Source organism: Bradyrhizobium sp. ORS 285 (assembly GCF_900176205.1).
In the GTDB taxonomy this organism is placed as follows: domain Bacteria; phylum Pseudomonadota; class Alphaproteobacteria; order Rhizobiales; family Xanthobacteraceae; genus Bradyrhizobium.
Genome location: NZ_LT859959.1, coordinates 3,805,826 through 3,823,235, shown reverse-complemented (window position 1 = coordinate 3,823,235; position 17,410 = coordinate 3,805,826). Strand labels below are relative to the sequence as shown.

The 17,410-nt window shown below is 66.3% G+C and carries 18 protein-coding genes; 3 read left to right on the top strand and 15 right to left on the bottom strand.

Features of this window, described 5'->3' with window-relative positions; all coding sequences use genetic code 11:
* Positions 1-8: 8 nt before the first annotated feature.
* Together BRAD285_RS17150 and BRAD285_RS17145 are read left to right on the top strand one after the other, a co-directional pair.
* Positions 9-1,259 (top strand): FAD-binding oxidoreductase, encoded by a 1,251-nt coding sequence (locus BRAD285_RS17150; RefSeq protein ID WP_006614878.1) that lies wholly within the window; start codon positions 9-11, stop codon positions 1,257-1,259.
* A gap of 34 nt (positions 1,260-1,293) precedes the next feature.
* Positions 1,294-1,962: an amino acid ABC transporter permease gene (locus BRAD285_RS17145; protein ID WP_006614877.1), complete on the top strand. Its 669-nt coding sequence runs from the start codon at positions 1,294-1,296 to the stop codon at positions 1,960-1,962.
* A gap of 160 nt (positions 1,963-2,122) precedes the next feature.
* Here the strand turns inward: BRAD285_RS17145 and BRAD285_RS17140 are convergent, their stop codons facing one another.
* The 8 genes from BRAD285_RS17140 to BRAD285_RS17105 form a co-directional block, all read right to left on the bottom strand.
* Positions 2,123-3,004, bottom strand: a complete 882-nt coding sequence (locus tag BRAD285_RS17140) for a transporter substrate-binding domain-containing protein (RefSeq protein ID WP_006614876.1) — start codon at positions 3,002-3,004, stop codon at positions 2,123-2,125.
* Between the two features lie 118 nt (positions 3,005-3,122).
* Positions 3,123-4,136, bottom strand: coding sequence for a hypothetical protein (locus BRAD285_RS17135; protein ID WP_006614875.1), 1,014 nt, complete (start codon positions 4,134-4,136; stop codon positions 3,123-3,125).
* Positions 4,137-4,237: 101 nt separating this feature from the next.
* Positions 4,238-5,302 carry a ketopantoate reductase family protein gene (locus BRAD285_RS17130; protein ID WP_006614874.1) on the bottom strand — a complete coding sequence of 355 codons (1,065 nt, stop codon included), beginning with the start codon at positions 5,300-5,302 and terminating at the stop codon, positions 4,238-4,240.
* A gap of 237 nt (positions 5,303-5,539) precedes the next feature.
* The gene (locus tag BRAD285_RS17125; RefSeq protein WP_006614873.1) at positions 5,540-6,151 is read right to left on the bottom strand and encodes a YitT family protein; all 612 of its coding nucleotides are present in this window, start codon (positions 6,149-6,151) and stop codon (positions 5,540-5,542) included.
* Positions 6,152-6,176: 25 nt separating this feature from the next.
* The gene (locus BRAD285_RS17120) at positions 6,177-7,343 is read right to left on the bottom strand and encodes an amino acid aminotransferase (RefSeq protein WP_006614872.1); all 1,167 of its coding nucleotides are present in this window, start codon (positions 7,341-7,343) and stop codon (positions 6,177-6,179) included.
* Between the two features lie 146 nt (positions 7,344-7,489).
* Entirely contained in the window at positions 7,490-7,831 is a 342-nt protein-coding gene (locus BRAD285_RS17115; protein WP_139020711.1) for a hypothetical protein, read from the bottom strand.
* A gap of 8 nt (positions 7,832-7,839) precedes the next feature.
* On the bottom strand, positions 7,840-8,802 hold the full coding sequence (locus BRAD285_RS17110; RefSeq protein WP_006614870.1) for an alpha/beta hydrolase: 963 nt from the start codon (positions 8,800-8,802) through the stop codon (positions 7,840-7,842).
* A gap of 44 nt (positions 8,803-8,846) precedes the next feature.
* Positions 8,847-9,620, bottom strand: a complete 774-nt coding sequence (locus tag BRAD285_RS17105) for an SDR family NAD(P)-dependent oxidoreductase (RefSeq protein WP_006614869.1) — start codon at positions 9,618-9,620, stop codon at positions 8,847-8,849.
* Between the two features lie 243 nt (positions 9,621-9,863).
* Between BRAD285_RS17105 and BRAD285_RS17100 the strand changes: the two genes are divergently transcribed.
* Entirely contained in the window at positions 9,864-10,865 is a 1,002-nt protein-coding gene (locus BRAD285_RS17100; RefSeq protein ID WP_035648470.1) for a DUF2155 domain-containing protein, read from the top strand.
* 6 nt (positions 10,866-10,871) lie between these two features.
* Here the strand turns inward: BRAD285_RS17100 and aat are convergent, their stop codons facing one another.
* The 7 genes from aat to BRAD285_RS17065 all read right to left on the bottom strand — a co-directional run bounded on the left by aat (position 10,872) and on the right by BRAD285_RS17065 (position 17,218).
* Entirely contained in the window at positions 10,872-11,552 is a 681-nt protein-coding gene (gene aat / locus BRAD285_RS17095) for a leucyl/phenylalanyl-tRNA--protein transferase (protein ID WP_006614867.1), read from the bottom strand.
* Positions 11,553-11,610: 58 nt separating this feature from the next.
* Positions 11,611-12,699 (bottom strand): sensor histidine kinase, encoded by a 1,089-nt coding sequence (locus tag BRAD285_RS17090; protein WP_006614866.1) that lies wholly within the window; start codon positions 12,697-12,699, stop codon positions 11,611-11,613.
* Entirely contained in the window at positions 12,696-13,133 is a 438-nt protein-coding gene (locus BRAD285_RS17085; RefSeq protein WP_006614865.1) for a response regulator, read from the bottom strand. The genes BRAD285_RS17090 and BRAD285_RS17085 overlap by 4 nt, the downstream gene beginning before the upstream one ends.
* The gene (locus BRAD285_RS17080) at positions 13,130-14,650 is read right to left on the bottom strand and encodes a CHASE3 domain-containing protein (RefSeq protein WP_006614864.1); all 1,521 of its coding nucleotides are present in this window, start codon (positions 14,648-14,650) and stop codon (positions 13,130-13,132) included. Before BRAD285_RS17080 ends, BRAD285_RS17085 begins: the two co-directional genes overlap by 4 nt.
* Before the next feature lie 117 nt (positions 14,651-14,767).
* Positions 14,768-16,117 (bottom strand): acetyl-CoA carboxylase biotin carboxylase subunit, encoded by a 1,350-nt coding sequence (gene accC, locus BRAD285_RS17075; RefSeq protein WP_006614863.1) that lies wholly within the window; start codon positions 16,115-16,117, stop codon positions 14,768-14,770.
* 84 nt (positions 16,118-16,201) lie between these two features.
* Complete coding sequence (accB, locus tag BRAD285_RS17070; protein WP_006614862.1) at positions 16,202-16,687, bottom strand: acetyl-CoA carboxylase biotin carboxyl carrier protein; 486 nt, start codon at positions 16,685-16,687, stop codon at positions 16,202-16,204.
* 33 nt (positions 16,688-16,720) lie between these two features.
* Entirely contained in the window at positions 16,721-17,218 is a 498-nt protein-coding gene (locus BRAD285_RS17065) for a type II 3-dehydroquinate dehydratase (RefSeq protein WP_006614861.1), read from the bottom strand.
* Between the last annotated feature and the right edge of the window lie 192 nt (positions 17,219-17,410).

Here is a 17,410-nt window from a genome sequence, read left to right as displayed (position 1 = left end):
GAGAGACGATGCAGAGTGGACAGCAGACAGCCGACGTCGTCGTGCTGGGAGCCGGGATCGTCGGCGTCTCCTGCGCCTATGCGATCCGCGAGCGCGGGCTGTCGGTGGCGCTGGTCGACCGCAAGGCGCCGGGCGAGGAGACCTCCTACGGCAATGCCGGCATTCTCTCCTCTGCCTCCATCCTGCCGTTCAACAAGCCCTCGCTGTTCAAGGCGCTGCCGTCCTATCTCGGCAACCAGAGTGCCGCGCTGCGCTGGAGTCCATCCTGGACGTTGCGCAACATCGAATGGGTGCTGCGCTTCCTCGCCAACGCCGTCGAGTCCCGCGTCAAGCCGCGCGCGATCGCGCTGCACGGCCTGATCCGTGCGTCGCTGACGCTGCACCGTGACTGGATCGTCCGCGCCGGCGAGCCGCAGCGCGTGCGCGAGACTGGCTGGCTCAAGGCGTGGCGCAGCGACGCCGTCGGAGCGGCCACGGCCGAGCAGGCGTTTCTCGCCGACTACGGCATCAAGAGCGAGCTGCTCGACCGCCAGGCGATCTCCGCCCTCGAGCCCAACATGCTGCCGGTCTACAAGGTCGGACTGCTGCACAGCCAGACCGCGTCGGTGGACTCGCCGGGCAACGTGACGAAGGCCTATGCGCGGATGTTCGAGGGCGCGGGCGGAACGTTGCGCCAGTCCGAGATCCGGGCACTGCTGAGCGACAATGACGGCTGGCGCGTGGTGCTCGGCGATGGCGAGATCCGCGCGCGGCACGTCGTGGTGGCGCTCGGGCCGTGGTCGCCGGACATCCTGCGGCCGCTCGGCTATCACGTGCCGATGGCGTTCGAGCGCGGCTATCACCAGGAGTTCACGCCGAACCCCAACCGCAAGCTGCTGCGGCCGATCAATGATGCCGAGCGCAGCTTCGTGCTGGCGCCGATGGAGAACGGCGTGCGCGTCACCTCCGGCGTCGAACTGACCGACCGCGATGCGCCATCGAACTTCGCCCAGCTCGAGCAGGTGGTGCCGCTGGCGCGCGGTGTCGTCGAGTTCGGTGACGCCGTCGCGCCGCCCTGGCGCGGGTCGCGGCCGAGCCTGCCGGATGCGCTGCCGATGATCGGACCGGCGCCGCGTCATTCCGGCCTGTGGCTTGCATTCGGCAACCAGCACATCGGTTTCACCACGGGGCCGGCCACGGGCGCGGCGATCGCCGCGATGATCGCAGGCGAGGCGCCGTCCTTCGACGCCTCGGCCTTCGTGCCGAGCCGGTATCTGTGATGAGCCGCGATACCTCGCAAGGCTCGGAGCCGCGATGAACTACACCTGGGATTTTGCCATTCTCGGCAAATACAGCCACCTGTTCTGGGTGGGGCTGGGCTGGACCATGGCCTATACGCTGGGCACAATTGTGCTCGGCACGCTCATCGGGCTGCTCGTCGGCATCATCAGGCTGCGCCGCCCCGTGGTGATCGACTGGCTGCTGATCGCCTATATCGAGCTGTTCCGCTGCACGCCGCTCTTGGTGCAGATCATCTGGTTCTACTACGCGTTCCCCGTGGTGATCGGCGTCAACATCCCGGCGCATGTCGCGGCGGTGACCGTGCTGTCGCTGTATGGCGGGGCGTTCTATGCCGAGATCATCCGCGGCAGCATCGAGAGCGTGCCGCGCGGCCAGTGGGACGCGGCGCGCGCGCTTGGCCTGCGCCCGTGGCGGATGATGCGGCTCGTGATCCTGCCGCAGGCGCTGAAGCCGATGCTCGCGCCCTACGTCAACCAGTCGGTGACGCAGCTGAAGAACACTTCTCTTGTGTCGGTGATCGCGGTGCCGGATCTCGTCTACAACGCGACGCTCATCAACGCCGACACCTACCGGCCGCTCGAGGTCTATACCATCATCGCGATCATCTATTTCGCCATCCTGTTCCCGGCCACGCTGCTCGGCCGCCGCTTCGAGCGCGGCATGAGCTACGACAAGGCGTGAGAGGTAAGCTATCAGCCGTCATTGCGAGGGGCGAAGCAAGGCTCCATCGAATTTCTCCGTCATTGCGAGCGAAGCGAAGCAATCCAGGGCGGCAACCTGAGCCCTGGATTGCTTCGTCGCTGCGCTCCTCGCAATGACGGCGGAAAGAGCGGTGCTTCCCTCAGATGTTCACTTCCACCGGCACGTCCTCGGCCTTGACGCCGGCGAGGCCCAGGCCCTTGATGAACCATTCGCGCATCTGGCCGATGCCGCGGTTGTAGTCGATCCACACCGCCAGGAAGTCGCGCCAGCGCTTGTCGGACTCGCGGCGGACGCCCATGCTGGAGGGGATCGCGACCGATGGCGACTGCAGGATCTTGTAGGTGCCGAGATTGGGGTTCTTGGCGATCGCGGTGAGACCGAGGATCAGGGCGTTGACGACGACGTCGACGCGACCCGAGGCCATCTCCAGCATCACCTCGTCGCGCGACTTCAGCGACTTGATGGTCGCGTTCGGCGCGAACCGCCGCGCCACCGCCTCGTTGGCGGAGCCAACGTCGACGGCGATCTTGATCTCCGGCTTGTTGATGTCGTTCCAGGTCTTGGCTTCGATGCCCTTCTTCAGCATGGCGCCGAACGGATGCGGAAACACCGTACCGCAGAAGTCGATCACCAGCGCGCGCTGCGGGGTCGGGTTGAGCGCGAAGCCAAGATCGATCTTGCCGGCCTGCAGGTCGAGCACCGAATTGCCGTAGGTCGATTCGACATATTCGAGCTTCACGTCGAGCAGCTTGGCGATGTCGTTGGCCATCTCGATCGAGAAGCCCGACCAGGTGCCGGAGGCGAGGTCCTTGTTGAAGTAGGGCAGCTCGCCCGGCAGCACGGCGATGCGCAGCACTTTGGCGGCGCGGACGCGATCGAGCGTGTTGTCTCCGGCGGCCTGTGCCGAGGCCGGCGTCGTTGTCATTGCGGACGCGAGCGCGGCGCCGGAGCCGATCGCGAGCGCATAGCGCAGCGCCTCGCGGCGGTCTTCGGAAATCTTCTGATCGTCTGATGTGGTCACAACATCCTCCTGCACCAATCGGCGCGGAGCGTAGCGTTGGCTGTGCGCAGCGGCAACACGTGATAGCAACCGTGCTACGAAAGCAGTGGCTCGTCGTAGGAGATCATGCTGCGCTGCCTCATTCCCGTGCAGGGCTGATCACGCCGTGGTCGGTCCCGCCGGATGGAAGTCGCTTCGCACGTAGCCGCTCGGCGAATGGCCTTAGCAGCTGCGGCGCGAGGTGGATCGGAAACTGACTCATCGCGAAATACAGCCACGTGGTGCCGGGGATCGCGCCCTCGGTGGCGGCCAGCATCAGCCCCATGTTGCGCAGCGACACCATCACGCCCAGCGCCATCGCGCGTTCGCGGCCCGCATGGCGGAACAGCAGCATCGTGATACCCAGAAGCAGGAAGAACACGGCGAAGGCCAGCACCGCCAGTCCCAACATGCGGAACGGACTCGTCACGAGGTCGGCGAGGAAGTGCGCCATGATCGCTGATGCGAACACGAACAGGATGCAGATGTTGACGCCGTCGATCGGCGCGCGCTGTCGACGGATCGCGTCGATGCCAAAGACGACGCGGATCGCGACGGCAACGGCCAGCGCGGCGGCGAGGATGCCGGCGAGCTTCCCCCCAAGCGCGGCCGGCGACAGCGCCAGGGTCTGTCCGAGGAAGACATAGGCGAACAGCGGCGCGGTCAGTGGCACCAGCGCAGTCGACGTCACCAGCGTGATCAGCACCAGCGTTGCATCTAATCCCATCAGCGCGGCGAGGGCCGGCGAGGCCATCATCGGCGAGGCCGTCGCCTGCAGCATCAGCGCGAGATGCAGCTCGGGCGCGACGGTATCAAGGCTGGTCAGGCGCGCGATCGTGCCGACAGCGAGCGGCACGGCGATGGTGGTCCACGCCGTCGCGGCGACGACCAGCAGCGGCCGGCGCAGATGCGCGCGCAGCATCGCAATGTCGACGCGCATGAACGAGATGCAGAGCAGCAGGAAGATCGCTTCTGTGACGTAGGGGCGCGCCAGTTCGCCGAGCGGCGGCACCGCGATGGCGGCGATCAGCACCAAGACGATGGCGCGCGTGCCCTGGTTGCCGAGCCAGCTCAGGGCCCGCAGGGGAACAGCGAGAGGCCCGGAGGTCGGCATCGAAATTCCAAACGATGTGAATCAAAGAACGCGCGAACCATGCGATGGCCGCGCGTTCCTGCAAAGTCACATCTGGTTACCGAGCATGTCGGCGCCGGCCGTCACTGCGCGGTCGAGCCGCCCGTCACGATCTTCTCGTTGAGCTTGAAGTCGACGGTCTGCACGGTCTGGTCGATCTCGGGATTGGGCATGCCGATCTGCTGCGCGATCAGCTTCACCAGGAGATCGACGCGCTCGATGAACGGCGCGCCGGCGGCGACAGCACGCGCGGCCGAAGACGGCTTCAGCAGGCTCTCGGCTGCCTTGGCGTATTTCTCGAACGGCACCTGGTCGCTGGGATCGGCGCCGAGCTTGCGCGCGATCGCGTCGACATGCTCGTAGATCGCCTTGGACTGAGCGAGATTGCCGTGCACGGCGTCGCGGATCGCCTGCGGCTCGCCACGGGTGATGCAGCGATAGTTACCCGTGAGCAGCATCGACCACTTTGCGACCGGCACGAACAGCGAGTCGAACACCTTCAGCTTCACCGGCACGTCCTGGCCGTCGAGCCTGACCGCGTCGATGTCGCGCTCGAGCTCCCGCAGCAGCGCGTTGTGCTTCTCATCGTCGAAAGCGGCGGCCTTGAAGTTCGTGGGCAGGCCGACATGCAGCACGTTGGCGCCTTCCTCCGGCGGACGGAAGGCCTGCGGATCGGGCGAGCACAGCGTGACGAGGCCGGGGGTAAAGCGCTCCCACACCTGCGCATTGGTGTAGGCCTCTTCGAGATCGCTGTTGGCGAGCGCCGGAATGCGCTTGAGGTAGGGCAGCGGCGGCATGTTCATGATCGAGAGGCACGGCAGCTTGGCCTCGGCGATCTTCACCATCAGCACGCGGATGGTGTGGTTGGTGTATTGCGGCTCCTGCATCGCCAGGCCGACGAGGTCGTAGCGCGTGAGATCGACGGCGTCAGGCGTGGCGGCGTCGAGCTTGCCGGGCAGGTCGCGCGAGAAGATCGAGCGATGATTGGGCTCGTCGCGCAGCTTGATGCGGACCTCCGTGCCCTCACGATTGATCAGCTCCGCCGTCTTCTTGCGGCAGACCAGCGTGACATTGTGGCCGGCCATCAGAAGCTTGGTGCCGAGGAGGGAGCCATAGGAGGCTCCGAGAATCAGAATATTACGTGCCATACCTTGGTGTTCCCCAGAGCTTGGTTTTGCGTTTGCGATTTTGTATTGGCGATCAGCCGCACCGACGGGCCCGTCTGACACCGCTTGGGCGGAGGGAAATCGGTAACCGGATGCCATGATCGCTGGCATACCAGAGCCTTCATCCCATGGAACGGCCCGGCTGGCAAGGTGCAGCGCACATCTGCGACAACACTCGTCGCGGGTGGCTGGGCAGGATGTCTCCCTGAGCGTGCCGGCTCAGCTCAGCGCCATGTAGCGGCCGGGCTTGTGGTTGATGGCGATGATCACGTTGACGATCACGATGCCGAGGATCGACAGCGCCAGCCGGTTGACCGGGATGACGAAGAACGCGGCGATCATGATCAGGAAGTCGACCGCGAGCTGGAAATAGCCGGCGCGGATCTTCCAGTGCTCCTGCAGGTAGAGCGCGAGGATGTTGATGCCGCCGAGACCGGTGCGGTGGCGGAATAGCATGAGCAGGCCGGTGCCGGTCAGGCCGGCGCCCATCACGGTGGCATAGATCGGGTTGATCTCAGCGATGTCGACCCATGACGTCGTGAGGCGCGAGAACACCGCGACGAGGCCGACCGCGACGAAGGTGCGGATCGTGAATGGCCAGCCCATGCGCCTGACAGCGAGCACGTAGAACGGCAGGTTGATCAGGAAGAAGCTGATCCCAAAGCCGTAGCCGCTGATGTAGCTCAGCAGCAACGACAAGCCCGCGGTGCTGCCGACCAGCAGCACCGTCTTGCTGTAGATCAGCATGCCCAGCGATACGAACAGCGTGCCCAGCGTCAGGGCCATCGCGTCCTCATAGAGCTTGTGCCGCTCCTGCACGATCTCGCTCACGCCGGTGGTCCTCGCCTGCCGCCGCTCAGATGGCCTTGAACAGGCCAGCGACGCGGGCGACGTCGGCGAGCTTCAAGCCGGCAATGTTGATGCGGCCCGAGGTGGGCATGTACACGCCGTGCTTCTCCCGCAGCGCCATCACTTCTGCAGGCGAAAGCGGCAGCAGCGAGAACATGCCCTCCTGCTGGCCGATCGCGAGCGAGTTCGACCAGCGGTCACCGAGCGCCTCCGCGAAGGCCCGGCGCAAGCTGACGAGACGCTCGCGCATCGACTCAAGCTCGGCCCGCCAGTCGTCGTAGAGCTCCGGCGTGCCCAGGATCGTCCTCACGATCGCGGCGCCATGATCGGGCGGCATCGAGTAGCTGGTGCGGGCGATGGCGACCAGATTGGAGCGGGCCGTGGCCGCTGCAGCCTCGCTGGCGGCGACGGCGAACAGTGCGCCGGTGCGCTCGCGATAGAGCCCGAAGGATTTCGAGCAGGACACGGCGACCAGCGCCTCGGGGATCGCAGCGATCATCGCGCGCAGGCCGGCGACGTCGCCATCGAAGCCGGCGCCAAATCCCTGATAGGCCGAGTCGATCAGCGGCACGAGCCCGCGGGCGGCGATGACCTCGGTGATGCGCGCCCATTCCGCGGCCCCCAACGGGGTGCCGGTCGGGTTGTGGCAGGAGGCATGCAGCAGCACGGCATCGCCGGGCTGGGCCCGCTGCAAGGCCTCGAGCATGCCGTCGAGCAGCAGGGTCTGCGACGGGACGTCGAAATAGGGATAGGTCTCGATCTCGAGCCCGACGGCGGCGAAGATACCGGCGTGATTGGGCCAGCTCGGCAGGCCGAGCCAGATCTTGCCGGTGCCGGCCTGCCGGATCAGATCGGCGGCGAGCCGCAGCGCGCCGGAGCCGCCGGGGGTCTGGACACCAGCGGCCTGCACCGGGGACGCCTTGCCGCCTACCATCGTCCACAGCAGGTCCAGGAAGCCCTGATCGCCTTCCGGGGCGACATAGGCCTTGCTGTCCTGGCTCTCCCAGATCATACGCTCGGCCGCCTTTACCGCGCGGAAGATCGGCGAATGGCCGGCCTCGTCGCGATAGACGCCGACGCCGAGATCGACCTTGTCGGCCCGCGGGTCGGCTTTGAAGATGCCGATCAGGGCGAGCAGGGGATCATCGGGCTGGCGGCTCAGGCGTTCGAACATCGGGCAGCATTCCTATTGGGGCGCGGGCCGCCGGGTGGTCATCGCGGCGGCCGCGCCGACCCTAGCTTGGTTGCAGCGCGAAATCAGCGAGAATTTCCGCACTGCATGGCTGCCTGCAGCGAATGCGGAAAGGGGCAGCGGCTGGATCAGCCGCTCCTTGCTCTTGCGAGCGGAGCGGGATGGCGATGGCCGGCGCGCCTCTGCCTCAGTCGCGACTTGGCGCTGCCGTCGACCTCACGTCCAGTGGCGCGCTTCCACCGGCGGAGCTCGTCGACCGTCAGAATGGTCTTGACGACCTGATGTCCCTCCAAGCTTGCGAGGCTGTCGACGACAGCCTCGGCGTCGGCCAGCCATTCGTCGTAGGTGTCGTGCAGATCCGGGCAGATCTGTTTCACCTCGTCCCATTCCTCACGTTTGAACCAGGCGACGCCCAACACCATGACGTGCTCGACGCTCGCAGCGTCCTCGAGCTCCCGGTCCGGTCTCAACTGGTCGCTCATATGCCCGCTGGCCAGTCGAGCTGCTTCAGCCAGGCGCCGATATCGCGCGCGGCGACATTAGCCTGATCGAGCAGCTTGCCCATGGTAAAGAAGCCGTGGAATTGGCCCGGATGCGTACGATGAGTCACCGGCACGCCGGCCTCGCGCAGGCGTCGGGCGTAGTCATCGCCTTCGTCGCGCAGCGGGTCGGCGCCGGCGGTCAGCACATAGGCCGGTGGCAAGCCCACCAGAGACTCCGCTTTGGCCGGCGAGGCGCGCCAGTCGTGGATGTCGGCTGTGCTGTTGAGATAGTGGTCGCGAAACCAGCGGATCACCGAATGCGTCAGCAGCACGCTGGTCTCGGGCTCGCTGTGCGAGGGATGGCTCATGGTGAAGTCGGTGGCGGGATAGATCAGCACCTGGCCCGAGAGCTTGGGGCCCTTGCCGTCGCGCGCGGACAACGCGACCACGGCGGCAAGATTGCCGCCTGCGGAGTCGCCGCCGACGCTGAGCTTGGCAGCATCGATGCCGAGCGCCGCTGCATTGTCGGCGACCCATTGCGTGGCCGCGAGGCAGTCATCGACGGCGGCGGGAAACTTGTGCTCCGGCGCCAGGCGGTAGTCGATCGAGATCACGATCAGCTCGCCTTCATGCGCCAGCGCGCGACAGGCCACGTCGTGCGAGTCCAGATTGCCGATCACCCAGCCGCCGCCGTGGAAGAACACCAGGCCCGGTGCGAGACCGTTGGTCTGCCGCACCATCTTCGGCCGATAGAGCCGTGCCGGGATCGCGCCGTGGGGACCGGGGATGGCGAGATCCCTGACCTCGGATAGCTCCGGCGGCTCGGGATTGCTCACGGTGCGCGCGGCCAGATAATAATCGCGCGCCTCCTGCGGCGTCAGCGTCTCATAAGCGGGACGGCCGGCCTCCTGGAACGCCTTGTAGACGGCTGCGGCATCGGCATCGAGTTGAACGGGCATTGACGAGCGACCTGTGAGTTGAGCGGGTTGATGTGAAAGCTTTTTCAGGCGGCGGTGCGGCCGCCGTCGACGGTGTAGGCTGCGCCGGAGACGTAGCTCGCATCGTCGGAGGCGAGGAAGGCGACGATGGCCGCGACCTCCGAGCCCTGGCCGAGCCGGCGAGCAGGCACGCGGTCGACGACCTTGTCGACGGGCACGGGGGCGCCGCTGCGGCCTTCGATGATGGCGCTCAGCATGCGGCTGTCGATCAGTCCGGGACAGATGCAGTTCACGCGCACATTGGTGCCGGTGCATTCCCACGATGCGCTCTTGGTCAGGCCGATGACGGCATGCTTGCTCGCACTGTAGACGGCGATCTGCGGCGAGCCGATCAGTCCGGCGATCGAGGCGGTGTTGATGATCGAGCCGCGGTTCTGCTTCAGCATCACCGGCAGCACGTGCTTGAGGCCGAGGAACACACCGGTGACGTTGACGTCGAGCACACGGCGGAACGCGTCGAGCGGATAGTCCGTAATCGATTTGATCTCGCCCTCGATACCGGCATTGTTGAAGAACACGTCGATCGTGCCGAAGCGGTCGCAGGCCTTACGCACGTAGGCTGCGACCTCAGCTTCGTCGGTGACATCGGCGGAGATGGCAAGCGCCTCGGTGCCGGCGGGCAGGGTGCGCGTGGCTTCATTCAGGTCCTGCTCGCGCCGGTCGACGGCGACGATGCGGGCGCCGCGTGCCGCCAGCAACTGCATGGTCGCAGCGCCGATCACCCCGGCCGCGCCGGTGACGACGGCGACCCGGCCATCGAGCCTGATCGAATCAGCCATGTGTTTCTCCCGTGCGCCACGGCGGCGTGGCCGCGGCCTTGTCGCGTGTTGGTTTCACGCTATCTTCTGATCATGCGACTATCTCATTGGATGAACCGGATGGCCACCTCGCGGTGCGCTGGTAAGTCGCCCTTTCCCCGCCGTATTCGGCATGTTAACGGGAGGGCTGATCGAGAGCGGCGGATGGGTCATGACGCGATTTGATTGTCCCGAACCCCGATTCGCCTGATAAAGCCGCGCGAGATGCACCGAACAATCGTCCTGACCGGTATCGCGGCATTCCTGGCCGCCACATCCCTCGCGCTGGCCGTGCCCGCACGCGCCCAGATCGGGACCATTTTCTCTGATCCCGTGCCGCGTCCGCCGGGCAACATTCCGCGTCGCGGAGAGCCGATGCCGCCGCCGCCGCCCGACGAGGAGGAGGAAATTCCGGAGCTGCCGCAAGGCCGCGTGCTGCCGGCGCCCACCCGTCCGCCGCCGGGGCAGGGTGCTGCCTTGCCGGGCCCAGTCCAATCGCAGCCGCTGGCGCCGCCGCCCGGAACGACGGTCCTGCCGCAGAACAATCCCCCGGTCGCGGTCGCGCCGCCTGGCCAGCCCGGTGCTGCGCCGGCTCAGCCCGGCCAGCGGCCGGCGCCGCCGCGCGGTGCGCCCCAGAATGCCGCCATCCCGCCGAACGGCGCGGTGCCGCAGACACCGGCGACCATTCAGCCCGGCGACGAGGTGGTGACCGAGCCGCCGGCGCAGAAGATCGTGAACAAGAAGGCGAGCTTCTCCGGCCTCGACAAGATCACCGGGCGCATCATCAATTTCGACGAGGAGATCGGCGAGACCGTGCAGTTCGGCGCGCTCCGGGTGAAGACCGACGCCTGCTACACCCGGCCCGCCACCGAGGCCGCCAATACCGATGCCTTCGTGCAGGTCGATGAGATCACCTTGCAGGGCGAGGTGAAGCGGATCTTCTCGGGCTGGATGTTCGCCGCGAGCCCAGGCCTGCACGGCGTCGAGCACCCGATCTACGACATCTGGCTGGTCGACTGCAAAGAGCCGCAGAACACGGTCGTGAGCGCCGCGCCCGATCAGAAGCCGGCGGCGCAGCCGCAACCCGCGCAGAAGCGTCCGCCGCAGCAGAAGCAGGCCGCGCCGCGTCCGCCCGGTCCGCCGCCGCAGTACCAGACCCAGCAGGTGCCGCCGCCACCGCCGCCGCCCCCACAGGCTGGTGGGCCGTTCGGCGGCGTGTTCCGGTAGAGACGTTCAGCCGCGCTCGGCAATGATGCCGAGCGCCTCGGCACCGCTGATCGGCCGGTCGATCGGAAGCCGGACGAAGTTCGCGGCGGGGCCGGTGATCGCCTTTTCGAGCAGCACGGTATAGCGTCGGCGCGGGATCTCGACCGCGCCGAAGGTCTTGAGATGCTCGGTCACGTATTGGGTGTCGAGCAGCTCGAAGCCGCCGGCGATCAGCCGGGCCACCAGATGCACGAGCGCCACCTTGGAGGCGTCGCGGGTGCGGTGGAACATGCTCTCGCCGAAGAAGGCGCGCCCCAGGCTGACGCCATACAGTCCGCCGACCAGCTCGCCTTCCTGCCAGCACTCGACGCTGTGGCAATGGCCCATCGCATAGAGCCCGCTATAGAGTTCGCGGATGCGCCGGTTGATCCAGGTATCCTCGCGCCCCGGCTGCGGCTCGGCGCAACCATCCATCACCGCCTTGAAGGCCTGATTCACGGTCACGGTGAAGGCATCGGAGCGCACCGTGCGTGCGAGCCGCGACGCTACGCGAAAGCCCTCGAGCGGGATGACGCCACGCAGCTCCGGCTCGACCCAGAACAGCGAGGGGTCGTCGGCGCTTTCGGCCATCGGGAAGATGCCGCAGGCATAGGCACGCAGCAGAACCTCGGGCGTGATCTCGGACGCTGCGGAGTCGCGCGAATTCATCCGATCAGTCTAGCAGGATGCGGGCCCGCGCGCGATGGGTCCTGCCCGCCGTTCCCAATCAGCCCACAGCGGCAGCGGCTGGCTTCGGAACATCCTTGTGGAGACGGAAGCGGACCACGATCTTCGTGCCGTCGTGGCTCGGATCGGGCTCCACCGTCGCGTCGAGCTTGGTGGCCATCGCGCTGACGATGCGCTGGCCCATGCCGGTCGAGCGCGGATCGCTGGTCGCGTTGAGGCCAACGCCATTGTCGGCGATCGACAGCACGATGTCGTTGCCCTGGAGCTTCAGCTCGACATGGATCGGGCCGGGGCCGTCGGGGTAGGCGTATTTGACGGCGTTCATCACCAGCTCGTTGACGACGATGCCGATCGCGACCGCGCGGTCGGGATCGATTTCCACCGGCTCCGCCTTCAGCGTCAGCCGCGACATCCGGTTGCCTTCGGCGGAGCGGCGGAGATCGTCGAGCAACGAGTCCAGGTACTGGTTGAGCATCACGCTCTTGAGGTCCTGTGACGTATAGAGCCGGCGGTGCACCTGGGCCACGGCGGCGACGCGGCCCATCGCGTTGGTCAGCGCCGCCTTGACGTCGTCCTGCGTGCTCGAATTGGCCTGCAGATGCAGCAGCGAGGCGATGATCTGCAGCGAGTTGCCGACGCGATGATTGACCTCGCGCAGCAGCACCTCGCGCTCGGCCGCCAGCGCCGCGAAGCGGTCGCGCGAGGCGCGCACTTCGGCCTCGGCCTCGTCGCGCGCCCGCTGCAGCCGCGCCTGCCGCAACGCGCCCTCGGCGGCGACCTGCAGGAGCGGGATGAACTCGCCCTGGACGTCCTTGACGAGATAGTCGGCGGCGCCGGCCTTCAGCGCGGTGACCGCAATCTTGGAATCCTGCGACGCCGTGACGAACACGACCGGCGGCGGGTCCGGCAGCGCCATGATGCGCTCCAGCGTCTCCAGCCCGTCGAGCCCCGGCATGTGCTGGTCGAGCGCAACCACGTCGATGCCGCCACGCTGCAGCCGCTCGAGGCCCGCGCTGCCGTCGGGCGCGTGCTCTACCGCCAAGCCGAGACGCTTCAGGCCGCGCTCGACCAGCCGCGCCAGCGCCGCGTCGTCCTCGATGTACAGCAGCGTCGGGGCTGGGGAGCTCATGCGGCGGGCGGAACCTGGATGACGGAGAAGAACAGTCCGAGCTGGCGAATGGCGTTGGCGAAGCTCTCGTAGTTGACGGGCTTGGTGATGTAGACGTTGCAGCCGAGCTCGTAGCAACGCTTGATCTCCTGGGAGTCGTCCGTGGTGGTCAGAATCACCACCGGGGCGCTCTTCAGGTAGCTGTTCTGCTTGACCATCTTGAGGATGTCGATGCCGGTCATGTCCGGCAGGTTCAGGTCGAGCAGGATGAGCAGGGCGTGGCCCTTGTGATCGAGGCCGCTGCCGTCAGCGCCCAACAGATATTTCACCGCGTCTGTACCGTTGGTGAACGGCTTGATCTCGTTGTTGACGCCGGAACGGCGGATGTTCCGCTCGATCAGCCGGGCGTGGCCCTCGTCGTCCTCGATCATGATGATGGTCACGGGCATGGTCATCGGTCTGAGTTCCGGTTTGAGACGTTCCAGTTGATCGGGAGCGTTATCGTGAACGTGCTGCCCTGGTCGAGCTCCGACGCGACCGACATGGTTCCCCCGAGTCGGCGCACCAGGGCGCGCACATGCGCCAATCCGATCCCCTGACCCGGACGGTCCTGGGTCCCGGCGCGGCGGAACAGATCAAAGATACGCTGGTGATCCCGCGGATCAATCCCCCGGCCGTTATCTGCGACCTCGAAGATCGCGAAGCCCAGCTTGGTCCTGGCGCGGATCCTGATGTCGCCGGGCACGCCCGGTTTCATGTACTTGATCGCATTGTCGATCAGATTCGAGAAGATCTGCTCCAGCGCCAGACGGTCGCTGACGATAGGGGGCAGCGGCTCGACGTGGATCGTGGTCTGGGCCTCTTCCGCCTGATGCGCCAGCGTCGAGACGATCTGCTCGATCAGCTCGCGGGTGTCGATGCGGACCGGGACGAACTCGCGGCGGCCTTCGCGGGTGAGGTTGAGGATCGCGCTGATCAGCCGGTCCATCTTGGCAATCGACGACTTGATGAAGCCGAGCGCCTCGGAGAAGTCCTCCGACAGCTGCTTGTCGGCGCCCTGGAGCTCCGGCTCGGCGCCCTCGGGGGGCGGCGGAGCGGCCGAGACGGCGCGCGCCAAGCTCGCGATGCGCCGGAAGATGTCGTTGCGCAACTCCTCGAGCTCGCTGGTGAAACCCATGATGTTGACCAGCGGCGAGCGCAGGTCATGGCTGACGATATAGGCGAAGCGCTGGATCTCCTCATTGGCCTCGCGCAGATCGGCGGTGCGCTCGTCCACGGTGGACTCAAGGTTGAGATTGCTCTCGCGCAGCTGCGCCTCGGCGTCGTTGCGCGCGCGGGTCGAGCGCCGCACCAGCAGCACTGAAATGACCGCGAGCACCACGACGAGCGCTGAGCCGGTGATGGTGACGATCGCCGCGAGCCGCTGGCTCGCATCCGCGTTGGCCGTACGTAGCGCCAGCAGGCGCTCCTCCTCCAGACGCATCGCCTCTGCAGTCTCGCGCATCGTCTTGCTGCTCATGGTCGAGCCGGCGTCGCGGACAAGAGCGATCGCGGCGGCGAGATCGCCGCGCGCAACCAGCTGTTTTTCGCGGTCGAACTGCGACAGCCGCGTCTCGATGACGCTGCGCAGTTGAGCGAGATTCCCAACCTGTGCAGGGTTGTCCGCCACCAGGGTGTTGAGCTTGTCGAGCACCGGACCGATCGCCGCGACCGCCGCCTCATGGTCGTTCAGGAACTCCTGTCCCTGGGTGAGCAGGTAGGCTCTGGCCGCGCTCTCGGCGCGCCGGACCTCGAGCAGCAAGGCGTTGATCTGGTTTTCGGCCTCGACGGTGTGTACCACCCAGGCGCTGTCGCTGCGCGCCTTGTTGACCAGCAGAACCGACGCCGTGCTGACGGCGACCAGCACCAGAAATCCCGCTGACAACAGCAGGACCTGGCCCAGTGTGCGCCTTCGTCTCACCTCAGGCGCCACTTCACACTCGCACGTCTTTGATAATCACTGCCCCCTGGCGGAACTGCGCCGACCCAGCAAAACGCGGTGGCGCCCAGATGGTTCCGCCTCGGGTGTGGTTTTCTGAACGAAAACTGCTCAGTCCGCCTTCTGGCCGGCGAGATACTGCTCGAGCCAATGGATGTGATAGTCGCCGTCGATGATCGCGGGCTCGCGGACCAGGGCCCGGAACAGCGGCAGCGTGGTCTCGATACCGTCGACCACCATTTCGTCCAGCGCCCGGCGCAGCCGCATCAGGCACTCGACCCGGCTCTTGCCGTGGACGATCAGCTTGCCGACCAGCGAGTCGTAATAAGGGGGGATGACGTAGCCCTGATAGACCGCGGAATCGATGCGGACGCCGAGGCCGCCTGGCGGATGATACTGCTGGATCTTGCCGGGCGACGGCCGGAAGCTGACCGGGTTCTCGGCGTTGACGCGGCACTCGATCGAGTGGCCGTTGATCACGACCTGGTCCTGGGTCATCGGCAGGTCGCCGCCGGCGGCGATGCGGATCTGCTCGAGCACGAGATCGATCCCGGTGATCATCTCGGTGACGGGATGCTCGACCTGGATGCGGGTGTTCATTTCGATGAAATAGAACTCGCCATCCTCGTAGAGGAATTCGATGGTGCCGACGCCGATATATTTCAGCTCCTGCATCGCCTTGGCGACGGTGTTGCCGATCTTCGCGCGTGCCGTCGCGTCGAGCACCGGGGAGGGGCCTTCCTCCCAGACCTTCTGGTGGCGGCGCTGCAGCGAGCAGTCGCGCTCGCCGAGATGGATGGCGCCGCCGCGGCCGTCACCGAGCACCTGGATCTCGATGTGGCGCGGCTTCTGCAGATACTTCTCGAGATAGACCGAGGCATCGCCGAACGCCGACTTGGCCTCGTTGGCTGCGGTGGTCAGCGCCAGCTGCAGGTCGGCCTCGGTGTGGGCGACCTTCATGCCGCGGCCGCCGCCACCGGCGGCTGCCTTGACCAGCACCGGGAAGCCGATCTCCTTGGCGATTGCCATCGCATCCTGGTCGGGCGTCACGGCGCCGTCGGAGCCGGGCACGACGGGAATGCCGAGGCGCTTGGCGGTCTTCTTGGCCTCGATCTTGTCGCCCATCAGGCGGATGTGCTCGGCCTTCGGTCCAATGAAATGCAGATTGTGCTCACCGAGGATTTCGGCAAAGCGCGCATTCTCTGACAGGAAGCCATAGCCGGGATGCACCGCGTCGGCGCCGGTGATCTCGCACGCCGCGAGCAGGGCGGGGATGTTGAGATAGCTGTCCTTCGATTGCGGCGGTCCGATGCACACGCTCTCGTCGGCCAGGCGCACATGCATCGCGTCGGCGTCGGCCGTGGAATGCACCGCCACCGTGGAGATGCCGAGCTCCTTGCAGGCCCGGAGGATGCGAAGGGCGATTTCGCCACGGTTGGCGATGAGGATCTTGTCGAACATGGTGCCTCGGACGCGAGTAGCGAAGTGGGAGTAGCGAACAGGGAACGGACAGCTATTCGCTATTCGCCATTGGGCTAGTCGCAATTATTCAATGATCACGAGCGGCTCGCCGAATTCCACCGGCTGGCCGTCCTCGACCAGGATCTGCGTCACCGTGCCGGCGCGCGGCGACGGAATCTGGTTCATCGTCTTCATCGCCTCGATGATCATCAGGGTCTGGCCGACCGAGACCTTGGAGCCGACTTCGACGAACGGCTTGGCGCCGGGCTCCGGCGCCCAATAGGCGGTGCCGACCATCGGCGAGGGCACGACGCCGGGATGCTTGGACAGATCGGCGCCGGCAGCGGCCGCCGTGGCGGCGGCGACCAAGGGAACCGCGGAAGCCGCCATCGGAACGGCCGATGGCACGGCGGCCGCAATCGTGACATTGCGGGCGACGCGGATGCGCAGGCCGGCGCGCTCCAGCTCGATCTCGGTCAGGCTGGTTTCATCCAGCAGCGCGGCCAACTCGCGAATGAGCTGGCTGTCTTCAGACTTGGCCGTGGTCTTGTCGTCGGGCTGAGGCGCCATGATCGTGATCCAGAAACGTTGGGTGAGGGGACGTCAGGCTTGCGCCGAGAGGTCGGTCTGTGGGGCGGCCTTCGCTCCAAGCTTTGCAGCAAGGCCGGTGATGGCGAGTCGGTAGCCGTCGACCCCAAAGCCAGAAATTGACGCAAACGCGGCTTTGGCGGTGAAAGTGTGGTGCCGGAAGCTGTCGCGGCCACAAGTGTTGCCGATCCGCACCGCGACCATGGGGATGTTGCTCCGTACCAGCACATCGTGCAGGGCGACTGAGGTACGGGAGTATGTGCCGGTATTCAGGACGATGCCGGCCACGGCTCGGGCGCGGGCCTCATGGATCGACTGCACCAACCCTTCTTCGTGGTCCGACCGCCGGCATTGGCTTGTCAGCCCGAAACGGGCCGCCGTGTCCGCACACAGACGCTCGACGTCGGCCAGCGTGGTCAGGCCGGATGTCTGCGGCTCGCACGTTCCCGATAGATCGGTGCTGGGTCCATGGAGCACATAGATCGTCTTGTTTGCGTCTTCGGCCATTCCCATTCCGGCGGTGTGGCGGCGGTGGGCGGCGTTATAGGTAACAAAGCCGTCCAGGGGAAGCCTTTCAGCGCCGCTTATGGGGATAGGACGGCTTGTCCGTCACACGAAAAACCCTGGCCAAGTCTCGGAAATGGCTCATTAACCACCACGGTCGCCGTGTTGCACGCGCTGCGTGTGATCGGGCAGCAGAAAGGG

What these genes read in the sequence shown, in the direction of transcription:
- BRAD285_RS17150 (WP_006614878.1), top strand. Translation starts at nt 9, where the DNA reads ATGCAGAGTGGACAGCAGACAGCCGACGTCGTCGTGCTGGGAGCCGGG.
- BRAD285_RS17145 (WP_006614877.1), top strand. Translation starts at nt 1,294, where the DNA reads ATGAACTACACCTGGGATTTTGCCATTCTCGGCAAATACAGCCACCTG.
- BRAD285_RS17135 (WP_006614875.1), bottom strand. Translation starts at nt 4,136, where the DNA reads ATGCCGACCTCCGGGCCTCTCGCTGTTCCCCTGCGGGCCCTGAGCTGG.
- BRAD285_RS17130 (WP_006614874.1), bottom strand. Translation starts at nt 5,302, where the DNA reads ATGGCACGTAATATTCTGATTCTCGGAGCCTCCTATGGCTCCCTCCTC.
- BRAD285_RS17120 (WP_006614872.1), bottom strand. Translation starts at nt 7,343, where the DNA reads ATGTTCGAACGCCTGAGCCGCCAGCCCGATGATCCCCTGCTCGCCCTG.
- BRAD285_RS17110 (WP_006614870.1), bottom strand. Translation starts at nt 8,802, where the DNA reads ATGCCCGTTCAACTCGATGCCGATGCCGCAGCCGTCTACAAGGCGTTC.
- BRAD285_RS17105 (WP_006614869.1), bottom strand. Translation starts at nt 9,620, where the DNA reads ATGGCTGATTCGATCAGGCTCGATGGCCGGGTCGCCGTCGTCACCGGC.
- BRAD285_RS17100 (WP_035648470.1), top strand. Translation starts at nt 9,864, where the DNA reads ATGCACCGAACAATCGTCCTGACCGGTATCGCGGCATTCCTGGCCGCC.
- aat (WP_006614867.1), bottom strand. Translation starts at nt 11,552, where the DNA reads ATGAATTCGCGCGACTCCGCAGCGTCCGAGATCACGCCCGAGGTTCTG.
- BRAD285_RS17090 (WP_006614866.1), bottom strand. Translation starts at nt 12,699, where the DNA reads ATGAGCTCCCCAGCCCCGACGCTGCTGTACATCGAGGACGACGCGGCG.
- BRAD285_RS17085 (WP_006614865.1), bottom strand. Translation starts at nt 13,133, where the DNA reads ATGACCATGCCCGTGACCATCATCATGATCGAGGACGACGAGGGCCAC.
- accC (WP_006614863.1), bottom strand. Translation starts at nt 16,117, where the DNA reads ATGTTCGACAAGATCCTCATCGCCAACCGTGGCGAAATCGCCCTTCGC.
- accB (WP_006614862.1), bottom strand. Translation starts at nt 16,687, where the DNA reads ATGGCGCCTCAGCCCGACGACAAGACCACGGCCAAGTCTGAAGACAGC.
- BRAD285_RS17065 (WP_006614861.1), bottom strand. Translation starts at nt 17,218, where the DNA reads ATGGGAATGGCCGAAGACGCAAACAAGACGATCTATGTGCTCCATGGA.